General features: G+C 70.8%; 11 protein-coding genes and 1 tRNA gene. 7 read left to right on the forward strand and 5 right to left on the reverse strand.

The genetic code is table 11. The annotated features are described in order from the left end of the window. Positions 1 to 18 precede the first annotated feature (18 nt). Positions 19 to 351, reverse strand: a complete 333-nt coding sequence (locus DI269_RS25540; protein WP_112141288.1) for a YtxH domain-containing protein — start codon at positions 349 to 351, stop codon at positions 19 to 21. A 224-nt stretch (positions 352 to 575) separates the two neighbouring features. Here DI269_RS25540 and DI269_RS25545 point away from each other — a divergent pair. Further along, positions 576 to 648, forward strand: a tRNA-Asn gene (locus DI269_RS25545). 54 nt (positions 649 to 702) lie between these two features. Here the strand turns inward: DI269_RS25545 and DI269_RS25550 are convergent. After that, positions 703 to 975 carry a hypothetical protein gene (locus DI269_RS25550; RefSeq protein ID WP_112141290.1) on the reverse strand — a complete coding sequence of 91 codons (273 nt, stop codon included), beginning with the start codon at positions 973 to 975 and terminating at the stop codon, positions 703 to 705. Between the two features lie 107 nt (positions 976 to 1082). Between DI269_RS25550 and DI269_RS25555 the strand changes: the two genes are divergently transcribed. The 3 genes from DI269_RS25555 (at position 1083) to DI269_RS25565 (ending at position 4334) form a co-directional block, all read left to right on the forward strand. Continuing rightward, complete coding sequence (locus tag DI269_RS25555) at positions 1083 to 1337, forward strand: phage holin family protein (protein WP_112141292.1); 255 nt, start codon at positions 1083 to 1085, stop codon at positions 1335 to 1337. Between the two features lie 221 nt (positions 1338 to 1558). Further along, positions 1559 to 2149, forward strand: a complete 591-nt coding sequence (locus tag DI269_RS25560) for a hypothetical protein (RefSeq protein ID WP_112141294.1) — start codon at positions 1559 to 1561, stop codon at positions 2147 to 2149. 601 nt (positions 2150 to 2750) lie between these two features. Further along, positions 2751 to 4334, forward strand: a complete 1584-nt coding sequence (locus tag DI269_RS25565) for a TROVE domain-containing protein (RefSeq protein WP_112141296.1) — start codon at positions 2751 to 2753, stop codon at positions 4332 to 4334. A gap of 56 nt (positions 4335 to 4390) precedes the next feature. Here the strand turns inward: DI269_RS25565 and DI269_RS25570 are convergent, their stop codons facing one another. From DI269_RS25570 to DI269_RS25580, 3 genes are all read right to left on the reverse strand, one after another. Next, positions 4391 to 5476 (reverse strand): epoxide hydrolase family protein, encoded by a 1086-nt coding sequence (locus tag DI269_RS25570; RefSeq protein WP_112141298.1) that lies wholly within the window; start codon positions 5474 to 5476, stop codon positions 4391 to 4393. 76 nt (positions 5477 to 5552) lie between these two features. Next, the gene (locus DI269_RS25575) at positions 5553 to 6479 is read right to left on the reverse strand and encodes a LysR family transcriptional regulator (RefSeq protein WP_157975207.1); all 927 of its coding nucleotides are present in this window, start codon (positions 6477 to 6479) and stop codon (positions 5553 to 5555) included. 96 nt (positions 6480 to 6575) lie between these two features. After that, positions 6576 to 7928: a dihydrolipoyl dehydrogenase family protein gene (locus tag DI269_RS25580; RefSeq protein ID WP_112141302.1), complete on the reverse strand. Its 1353-nt coding sequence runs from the start codon at positions 7926 to 7928 to the stop codon at positions 6576 to 6578. Between the two features lie 244 nt (positions 7929 to 8172). On the opposite strand from DI269_RS25580, the gene DI269_RS25585 reads away from it, so the two are divergent. From DI269_RS25585 to DI269_RS25595, 3 genes are all read left to right on the forward strand, one after another. After that, entirely contained in the window at positions 8173 to 8994 is an 822-nt protein-coding gene (locus DI269_RS25585) for an ABC transporter ATP-binding protein (protein WP_112141304.1), read from the forward strand. A 2-nt stretch (positions 8995 to 8996) separates the two neighbouring features. Beyond that, on the forward strand, positions 8997 to 9668 hold the full coding sequence (locus DI269_RS25590) for an ABC transporter permease (RefSeq protein WP_112141306.1): 672 nt from the start codon (positions 8997 to 8999) through the stop codon (positions 9666 to 9668). Then, a partial coding sequence (locus DI269_RS25595; RefSeq protein ID WP_112141308.1) for an ABC transporter permease occupies positions 9665 to 10358 on the forward strand: 694 nt, incomplete at its 3' end. The genes DI269_RS25590 and DI269_RS25595, both read left to right, overlap by 4 nt.

Here is a 10358-nt window from a genome sequence, read left to right on the forward strand (position 1 = left end):
TTCACGTGCTCAAGGTATTCAGAACCCGGGCGAGTCCTCGCGGATGGCGCGGTCGCTCCGGGCGGGGGTCGTGACCCCGGCGGAGTCCCAGGGCTCGGCCTTCGGAGGCTCGTCGGCGCTGGTCGTGAAGTTCTCGATGATCTCGCCGAACTTCGTGTCCTTGATCTTGTCCTGCGCCGCGTTCACCGCCTTGCCCGCCTGGTTGCGGACCGACGACGCGACCTGCTGGACCTTGTCGTTGCCGGTCACCCGGCGCGTGTAGTCCACGATCTGGTCGTAACGCTCCCGGCCGGCCTTCGCCCCCAGGATGTACCCGACCGCGAACCCGGCTACGAGATACCACTTCCGCATGTTTGCCTCCCCCGGCCGACCCTCGGGCCGGACGCTGCCTCGTCGACTGTGCGTCCCCGCACACAGCGGCCATTCTGCCGCATTCAGGAGTGCCCCGCCGGACCAAGCGCGAAACGCACCCCCCGAATCCACCCGCCCGGGGCCCACGCCACACCCACCCCGGTGGCACCCGCCCCCACCGCTCCTGTAATCTCGTATCCGGTTCGCCGCACGGCAGAACACCTTCCCCAATAGCTCAATTGGCAGAGCAGCCGACTGTTAATCGGCAGGTTCTTGGTTCGAGTCCAAGTTGGGGAGCAGATACAGAAAGGCCGGTCGTATTCGACCGGCCTTTTGGCTTTCCTCTCTCGATCAGCGCTCCTCGGAGGCGGCGGTTGTGTCGCGGATCTGGCGGCAGATCACGGCTGCGGTCCAGCCGAGAGCAAGGAGCATCAGACCGAAGCCCGCGATCGAGGCGCCGACGAACTGGCCCGCGGGGTTGGAAACGTCCACCCCGCCGTACATGGCGCTGGAGTCGAAGTCGGTGGTGGCGAGCCAGATGATCACGCCGAGTCCGAGCGCACAGGCGCCGGTCGTGACCATTCCGGTGAGCAGGGGGTTGTCGAGGGGTCGTTTGTTCTCCATCCACCGACGGTAGGCGGATCCGCCGTGTCGAGAAAGCACACGAACGGCTGGAACGACCGCGCGTTCGGCGGACTCCGTGCGCGAGCGGGAGTCCATACGCTGAGTCGATGAGGGACTTCGACACTGAGATAGAGAAGGCGGTCAACCGGGCGGGGAGAACCGCCGGTTGGATGTTCGCCATCGGGGTGCTGACCCTGCTGGTGGGGATCTTCGCGAGCTTCGGGACCTACGGGTTCGCGTTCGTCGCGGCGCTGCCCGGCGCGGGGCTCATGTTCGCGCTGGGGGTCATCATCAACCTGCAGGGGATGCAGCTCATGGAGACCTGGCGGCAGGGCCGCCGGTCTGAGGGGAATGCACCCTGACAGCCGGCGGTCCCTGAGGGTCCCGATCGCTTCGATGCGCCCTCGGCCATCACTCGTACGGGTGGCATGACGAGCGATCCGCAACGGGTCCACTCGCCGTCGCGTGTAGCCGGCATTCACCACCCGAGCTCGCATGAAGCCGACGAACACGAAGGCCTGGGCGATGTCCCGGCCATCGTCCCCATGCGCACCGGACCGCACCGCACGAAAGGCCATCCCTCATGAGCACCGAACCCGAGACGGAACCGAACAGTGAGACCCGGGAGGACGCTCCCGCCGAATCCGAACCCACACCTGCACCCGCGGCGAGGCTGAAACGTCTTCTGCCGGTCTGGGCGATTCCGATCGCCACTGCGGTCGCCGGCGGCGCGATCGGCGCCGGGGCGGTCGGCGCGGTCGCGATCTCGACGCCTGAAACCGTGACGGTCACGGAGACCGTCACCGTCGACCCTGCCGAGGAGGAGCATTTCGAACTGCTCCAGCGAGAAGGAGCGGTGAGCCAGCGCGAAATCGACGCGGCGATCTGGGAGGCGGAACTGCAGGCCTGGGAGGACGAGCTCTACGGGGCGGAGGCGGCGGCAGCCGCGGACACGATCACCGACGGAGTCTGGACCGTCGGCGTGGACGTCGAACCGGGCACCTACCGGGCCACGAATGTCAGTTCCGACTGCTACTGGGCGACCCTCGAAACCGGATCTAATGGCTCGGATATCGTCGACAACGACCTTCCTGGAGGAGGGAACCCGACAGTGACGTTGGAAGAGGGCTGGGACTTCCAGACCGACGGCTGCGGGGACTGGGTCAAACAGTAGAAGGCGGCGCGGGAGCGCCGCAGTCGTACCCGGGACCGAAGGTCCCAGGTACCGCACAGACCCCCGCACCGACCGACCGGTTCCATCGGCAGGCGAATTCTCGGTCGCGCGGATGCGTTGGGGCCCTGTACATTGAGGAACGCATCTCCCGGTGCGCAGTCTGCGGTTCCTTCATTCGCTTTGATTTCCCGCAGGCGGTCTGGTCTCGGGGGAGCCAATTCCGGAATGCGGTGCGCCCGGTGCGCAGGCGGTGGGTTCCTTCGGATCTGGAGGTTGCGGGTTCGACTCCCGTCATCGCGCGCAAGCGCGGTGCAGCTCGATCGGATCGAGCACCAGACAGCGTCCCGCCGCCGTCTCCGACCTCGGGCGCGCCGCTCCGGATACGGCTCCTTTTCGGCCGGCGCTCTGGGAGGCAAGACGTGGACAACGAGCGCCCGGTGCGCAGGTGCGGGTTCCTTCACCTTTTCAGTGGAAGACCCGGGTTCGAATCCCGGACCGCCCACACGGGCGGTTAGCTCAGCGGCCTAGAGCAGACGTGCTCCCGCGCCGACTTGATCTCGGGCGCTCGCTCTTCCGTCTCGTTCCCGTCGGAAGGACCCCCGTGCCCAAGTTCAACAAGCCGAAGACCAAGCCCGCGTTGGCATCGCCCGTCAGCAGCGAGCCCGCCCCCTCGGGCCGCACCGCTCAAGGCGCCCCCGGATACGCCCGCGACGCCAAGTCGGAGCTGTTCCTACTCGCCGTCACCAACATGGTCGGCGAGCAGACCTTCTACGAGACCGCCGACGGCCGCGACAACCGATTCGCCGAGCTCGTGCGGGCCGTCGCGGTCGAGAACGCCGACTGGACCGCCAGGTTCCTCGCATGGCTGCGGACCGGTGCAAACCTGCGGTCAGCGGCGCTCGTCGGCGGACTCGAAGCCGCCAAGGCGATGGCCGAGCACGGCGTCCCCGGCGGCCGGCAGATCGTCGCATCGGTGCTCCAGCGGGCCGACGAGCCCGGCGAGGCGCTCGCCTACTGGACCTCCGCATACGGCCGCGCCGTCCCGAAGCCCGTCAAGCGCGGCATCGCCGACGCCGCCGTCCGGCTCTACAACGAGCGGTCGGTCCTCAAGTACGACACCGCTTCGAAGGGCTACCGGTTCGGCGACGTCCTCAACCTCGTCCACGCCGCCGCGGCGACCAACAGGCAGAGCGACCTGTTCCAGCACATCTTGGACCGCCGGTACGGACGCGACGAGTCCGTACCCGACAGCCTCCGGACGATCCTCGCCGACCGGTCGCTGCGGGCCGAGGCCCGCGACCGCCCGGAGGCGATGCTCGATACGGACCGGTTGCGCGAGGCGGGAATGACCTGGGAAGACGCGCTCTCGCTGGCCGGTCCCCGGATAGACAAGGGCAGGCTGTGGGCGGCGCTGGTCCCGACGATGGGGTACATGGCGCTGCTGCGCAACCTCCGGAACTTCGACGAGGCCGACGTCCCGGACGAGGTCGCCGCCGCAGTGGCCGCGAAGCTCGCCGATCCCAGCGAGGTCGCGCGGTCCCGGCAGCTGCCGATGCGGTTCCTCTCGGCCTACCGGGCCGCGCCGTCGCTGCGTTGGGGCCACGCCTTGGGACAGGCGCTCGACCACTCGCTCGCGAGCCTCCCCGAGCTGAGCGGCCGGACGCTGATCCTGGTCGACACGTCGGGGTCGATGAACTCCCGTTTCTCCCGCGACGGGTCGCTGATGCGATGGGACGCCGCCACCGTGTTCGGACTCGCGCTGGCGCGGCGCTGCGAGGCCGCCGACGTGGTGTCCTTCTCGAACGGCTGGCGCGGGCACGAGGGCACCATGGTGTTCCCGCCGAGGAAGGGCGAGTCGCTGCTGAAGTCGGTCGACCGGTGGAGGTCCGACGGGTTCTTCATCGGCGGCGGCACCGACACCGAGGTCGCGGTCCGCCGCCACTACGCGGGCCAGGACCGGGTCGTGATCCTGACGGACGAGCAGGCTCACGCCGGCGGCGCCCTCGACGTCACCGCCGCGGTTCCCGAGCACCGGATGGTCTACACCTGGAACCTCGCCGGGTACCGGATGGGCCACGCGCCCTCCGGCACGCGGACCCGCCACACCTTCGGCGGCCTCACCGACGCGGCGTTCGCAATGGTCGGCCTCTTGGAGGCGGGGCGCAACGCCGACTGGCCCTTCTGAGGCCGCCGCATGCGCACAGCAGGGCCGGTCGGATTCGACCGGCCCTGCTTCGGTCGTCAGCGGAGGCCGTTGAAGAAGGCGGCGATGTCGGCGGCGAGTTCGGTCGGGGCGGCGTGGTGGAGGTAGTGGGAGTCCTGGTCGTAGATGTTCCAGGAGCGGATGTCGGCGTGGTCGCGCTGGGCGAAGTTGCGGATGCCGTGGAAGTCGCCGGAGGCGCCGGCGAGGGCGAGCGGGACGGTGGTGGGGGCGGTCGGGGCCTCGGCCTGGGCGTTCTCGTAGTAGAGGCGTGTGGAGGACCCGGCGGTGCCGGTGAACCAGTAGACGGCGACGTTGGTGAGGACGAAGTCGTCGTCGACGGTCTCGTCGAGGAGCTGGGCGTTCCAGCCGAGGAGCCCGACGGGCGAGTCGGCGAGGGCGTGCGCGAGGGTCTGCGGCTGCTGGGAGTGCAGGGTGTTGAACGCGGACTTGTGCTTCATGAAGTGGTCGAGGGTCTCCAGGGTCGCGAAGTCCTCGGGGGCGAGGCCCTCGAACTCGGCGGGGTCGCCGCTGGGGAAGGAGAACACCTGGGTGACGTGGACGCCCGCGACGTGCTCGGGGTCGGTGCGGCCGACCTCCGGGGAGATCATCGACCCGGCGTCGTTGCCGACCGCGCCGTAGCGGGTGTAGCCGAGGCGGGCCATCAGCTCGGCCCAGGCGCGGGCGATGCGCTGGTTGTCCCAACCGGGCTCGGTGGTCGGGCCGGAGAAGCCGAAGCCGGGAATCGAGGGGATGACGAGATGGAACCCGGCGGCGGTGAGGGGTTCGACGACGTCGAGGAATTCGACGACCGAGCCGGGCCAGCCGTGGGTGAGGATGAGCGGGAAGGCGTCCTCGCGCTCGGAGCGGGCATGGACGAAGTGGACGTTCTGCCCGTCGATCCCGGTGGTGAACTGGGGGTGCGCGTTGAGGCGCTCTTCCCATGCGCGCCAGTCGTAACCGTCCCGCCAGTACTCGACGAGGTGCTTGACCCGCTCGGTGCTGACGCCGTAGGGGCCGGGGATCTGGTCGGCGTAGCGGACCCGCGCGAGGCGCTCCTGGAGGTCCTTCAGGTCGGCGTCGGCGATGTCGACGGTGAACCGTTCGATGCGGTGCTCGTTGCTCATGGCTCTTACGATGCCGCAGGTCAGGGGTCGGAACAAGGGCGAATCGCAGGACGCGCGTGTTGCCTCGCAACACGATCTAGACGGTCCAGCCCGCGCCGCGGCTGTGCTCGGCGGCGACGTCGGCGAACGCCTGCACGAGGGGGTTGCGGGAGGAGCGGGGCCACACCAGGCGCACCGGCATCGGCGGCAGGCCGATGAGCGGGAGGACGACGACGCCGGGCCGGTGGTAGGAGTCCAGGAGCGACATGAACGTGAGGTGCGCGAGCTGCTGCTCGGCGACGAGGCGGAGCACGTCCTCGATGTACTCGGCGGTGACGCGGCGCAGCCGGATCTCGCGCCCGGCGGGCGTGGTCTGCGGGGTCCAGGCGGCGCCGTACCACTGCGGCAGTTGGGGGTAGACGACCTCGTGGTCGGCGAGGTCCTCGATGTCGACGACGGCGCGTTCGGCGAGCGGGTGGTCGACGCCGAGCATGACGGCGCGGCGCACGCGCTGGACGACGGGGCCGATCGCGAGGTCGGGCTCGGGCGAGTCCTCGACGGGCATCCAGGTGGCGAACACGTCAACCTGCCAGGTGGGCCGGTCGCCTTCGAGCCAGCGGAAGAGGTCGGTGGTCGGGGCGGCGTACTGGACGACGCGCGCCTGCGGGTAGGCGTGCTCGAAGGCCTGCACCAGGGCCTGCGGGACCTTCTCGGGCAGGGTGGTCGCGAAGCCGACGCGGATGACCTTCCCGGCGGGGTCGGCGGCGTCGCGGACTTCGGCGAGCGCCCGTTCGATCCGCACGTACGCGGCGCGGAACTCGGCGAACAGGTGCTCGCCGGCGCGGGTGAGGCGCACGGTGCGGCTGGTGCGCTCGAACAGGGCGGCCCCGGCGCGGCGTTCGAGGGTGCGGATGAGGGCGCTGACCCTGGAGGTGGACAGGGCGAGGCGCTCGGCGGCGCGACCGAAATGCAGCTCCTCGGCGACCGTCAGGAACGCTTCGATCTCTCGCATCTCAAGGTTCACGCCGACAGTGTGCCCGCGCCCGGACCGGTCCGCGCGCTTCCCGAACACAACCGAACGCCGCCGGATCAGCGGCGGCGTTCGGGTTCGGCGGCGGGGTCAGAGGCGCGAGAGGGCGTCCTCCACGGCGCGGTGGAACGTCGGGTAGGCGTAGATCATCCGGCGCAGGCTGGAGATCGGGATCCGCTCGTGGACTGCGAGCGTGAGCATCGAGAGGACTTCGCCGCCGGTGGGGCCCGCGGAGGTGGCGCCCACGAGGATGCCGCGCCCCGAGTCGGCGACGAGCTTGATGAAGCCCTCGTTGCCGGTCTTGTGGATCCAGCCGCGCGAGGAGTTCGGGATCTCGGAGATCGAGGTCGCGACGGCGAGGCCCTGGTCGCGGGCCTGCTGCTCGGTGACGCCGACGGCGCCGACCTCGGGGTCGGTGAAGGTCACGCGCGGCACGGCGTGGTACTCGGCGCCCGCGTTCTCGTTGCCGAGGACGTGGTCGGTGACGATCTTCGCCTGGTACATCGACATGTGCGTGAACGCGCCGCGGCCGACGATGTCGCCGATCGCGTAGACGCCGTCGGTCAGGCGCAGGTGCTCGTCGGCGTCGAGGGAGCGGCCGCTCGCGTCCACGCCGACGGCCTCCAGGCCGAGGCCCCGGATGTTCGGGCGGCGGCCGGTGGCGACCAGGAGGCGGTCGGCCTCAACGGTCACGGTGCCCGCGGTGACGGCGAAGCGGTCCCCGTCGTGGGCGACGGACCCGACGGCCGCGCCGGTGTGGACGGCGATGCCCTCCTCGCGGAAGACCTTCGCGACGAGTTCGCCGGACTCGGGCTCTTCGAGCGCGAGGAGGCGCTCGGCGGCCTCGAACACGGTGACCTTGGTGCCGAAGCGCGAGAACGCCTGGGCCAGTTCGGCACCGATCGCGCCGCCGCCGAGGACGATCAGCGACTCGGGGGCCTCGGTCGCGGCTACGGCGTCGCGGTTCGTCCAGTAGGGGGTGTCGGCGAGGCCGGGGATCGGGGGGACGGCCGGTTCGGTGCCGGAGTTGAGGATGATCGCCTTCGCGACCGCGAACTCCTGCTCACCGACACGGATCGCGCCGGGGCCGGTGATGACGGCCTCGCCGCGGACGAGGCGCCCGCCGGCGTCGGTGAAGCGGTCGGCGGCGACCTGGTCGTTCCAGTCGTCGGTGGCCTCGCCGCGGATGCGCTGCGCGACGGTCGCGAAGTCGGGGGCGACGTCGGCGGTCCCGCCGAGGGCGGGCACGCGGCGGGCCTCGGCGATCGCGTCGGAGGCGCGGACGATCATCTTCGTGGGGATGCACCCGTAGTAGGGGCATTCGCCGCCGACGAGGCGGCGCTCGACGCCGACGACGGCGAGTCCGGCGCGGGCGAGCTCGGCCGCGGCCGACTCGCCTCCGGGGCCCATGCCCACCACGACGACGTCCACTTGCTCCGGCATGTCCGACCCCTCTCGCCCGTGTTCGGCGCCAACGATACCGCCGAAGCGGGGCGCGGGGGCCGCGGTCGCACCGAGCGGATCCGCGCGGGGAAACCGGTGTCGTCGAGAAGGTTCGGATGTCGTACAGGTCGGGTATTGTCGCGTGAGCGCCCGGGGCCCGATCCCGGGCGCAGGCCCGGTCGGCCGGGGTGAGGTGCGCTCGACGGCCGCGGTCCCGCGCAGTCCGAGCACCCGGAGGGGCCCGATGATCGAGTTCCGCAACGTCACCAAGCGATTCCCTGACGGGACGGTGGCCGTCGACTCGTTCGACCTGGTCATCCCCTCGCGCAAGACCACCGTGTTCGTCGGGTCGTCGGGTTGCGGCAAGACCACGCTGCTGCGCATGATCAACCGGATGGTCGAGCCGACCTCCGGCACCGTCGAGATCGACGGCGAGGACGTCGCCGCCAAGCAGGCGGTCGCGCTGCGGCGCAGCATCGGCTACGTCATGCAGAACAGCGGCCTCATGCCGCACTTCACGGTCGCCGAGAACATCGCCACCGTCCCGCGCCTCAACGGCGAGACCCGAAGGGCCGCAAAGGCGCGGGCACTGGAGCTCATGGACGTCGTCGGGCTCGACGCGTCGATGGCTGACCGGTACCCCAGCCAGCTCTCCGGCGGGCAGCAGCAGCGCGTGGGCGTCGCCCGCGGGCTCGCCTCCGACCCGAACATCCTGCTCATGGACGAGCCGTTCGGGGCCGTCGACCCGATCGTGCGCGCCGAGCTCCAGACCGAGCTGATCCGGTTGCAGCGCGACCTCGACAAGACCGTGGTGTTCGTGACCCACGATATCGACGAGGCGTTCCTCCTCGGCGACCAGGTCGCGATCCTCGCCGCGGGCGCGCAGCGGCTCCAGACCGGCAGCCCCAGCGAGATCACCGAGAACCCCGCCGACGACTTCGTGGCGGCGTTCATCGGCGCCGAGCGCGGCAAGCGCGCGCTGCGCGTCAAGCAGACGCCGCACGGCCCGGTCCTGGTCGACGCGGAGGGCCGCACGCAGGGCGTCCTCGTGGAAGACGGGGCCTGAGCATGGAGTGGGTGTCCGCGAACCTCGACCTGATCGGGACCCTGGCGCTCGACCACCTGCGGCAGAGCGTCATCGCGATCGTCGCCGGGTTCCTGCTGTCGCTGCCGCTGGGCTGGGTCGCGTGGCGGTACCGGCTCCTGCGCGGCTGGGTCATCACCGTGACCGGGCTGCTGTACACGATCCCGTCGCTCGCGCTGCTCATGATCCTGCCGGTGGTCGCGGGCTATCCGGCCACCAGCGAGACGAACCTGGTGATCGCCTTGACGATCTACGCGATCGCGATCATGGTCCGCGCCGTCACCGACGGCCTCGACTCGGTCGACCCGGCGGTGCGCCGGTCCGCGACCGCGGTCGGGTACGGGGACGGGCGCCGGTTCTGGGCCGTGGACCTGCCGCTGGCCGGGCCGGTGATCCTCGCGGGCCTGCGGGTGACCGCAGTCAGCACGATCTCGCTGGCGACCGTGGGCATCCTCGTGGGCGTCACGAACCTCGGCTACCTGTTCACCAACGGCCTCCAGCGGCGGATCATCCCCGAGGTGCTGGCCGGGATCGTCGCGGTCGCGGTGATCGCGCTCCTGGTCGACCTGCTGCTCATGCTTGCCGGGCGCCGGCTCATGCCGTGGGTCCACAGCAGGGTCCCCGCCCGCCGGTCCTCTGTGGAGGCCGCGGCGTGAACCTCCTCTCCGACGCGTTCGCGTGGCTCTTCGCGCCCGAGCAGTGGACCGGGCCGAACGCGCTCCAGCACCTGCTCGCGCAGCAGCTGTACTTCACCGCGATCGCGGTGGCGATCGCCGCGGTCATCGCGGTGCCGCTGGGCTGGGCGATCGGCCACACCGGCAAGGGCCGGGAGGTCGCCGTCGCGTTCTCCGGCGCCGCCCGCGCCGTCCCGTCGTTCGGCCTGCTGGTCCTGCTCGTGCTCCTGTTCGGGGTGCTGCACAAGCCCGAGGCCGCCACCGTCACGTTCGTGATCCTCGCGATCCCCTCGCTGCTGGCGGGCGCGTACGCGGGGTTCGAGGCGATCGACCGGCGCGTCATCGACGCCGCGCGGGCCGTGGGGATGACCGAGGCGCAGATCCTGTGGCGCGTGGAGGTCCCGCTCGGGCTGCCGCTGCTCGTCGGCGGGTTCCGCTCCGCGGTGCTCCAGGTCGTCGCCACGGTGACCATCGCCGCGTACGTCAACCTCGGCGGGCTCGGCCTGCCGATCATCACCGGCCTGAGCCTGCGCCGCTACGAGGTCGTCCTGGGCGGCGCGGTCCTGGTCGCCGTCCTCGCGCTCGTCCTCGACGCGCTGCTGTCGCTCGCGCAGCGCGCGGCCGTGCCGCACGGCGTGCGCGCCGACCGGGGCCACGCGACCGGGCCGCGCC

The organism is Glycomyces dulcitolivorans (assembly GCF_003265355.1).
Lineage (GTDB): Bacteria > Actinomycetota > Actinomycetes > Mycobacteriales > Micromonosporaceae > Glycomyces > Glycomyces dulcitolivorans.

Coding starts and splice junctions, on each gene's coding strand:
- DI269_RS25570 (WP_112141298.1), bottom strand. CDS start 5,476: ATGAGCAACGAGCACCGCATCGAACGGTTCACCGTCGACATCGCCGAC.
- DI269_RS25585 (WP_112141304.1), top strand. CDS start 8,173: ATGATCGAGTTCCGCAACGTCACCAAGCGATTCCCTGACGGGACGGTG.
- DI269_RS25580 (WP_112141302.1), bottom strand. CDS start 7,928: ATGCCGGAGCAAGTGGACGTCGTCGTGGTGGGCATGGGCCCCGGAGGC.
- DI269_RS25540 (WP_112141288.1), bottom strand. CDS start 351: ATGCGGAAGTGGTATCTCGTAGCCGGGTTCGCGGTCGGGTACATCCTG.
- DI269_RS25550 (WP_112141290.1), bottom strand. CDS start 975: ATGGAGAACAAACGACCCCTCGACAACCCCCTGCTCACCGGAATGGTC.
- DI269_RS25590 (WP_112141306.1), top strand. CDS start 8,997: ATGGAGTGGGTGTCCGCGAACCTCGACCTGATCGGGACCCTGGCGCTC.
- DI269_RS25555 (WP_112141292.1), top strand. CDS start 1,083: ATGAGGGACTTCGACACTGAGATAGAGAAGGCGGTCAACCGGGCGGGG.
- DI269_RS25560 (WP_112141294.1), top strand. CDS start 1,559: ATGAGCACCGAACCCGAGACGGAACCGAACAGTGAGACCCGGGAGGAC.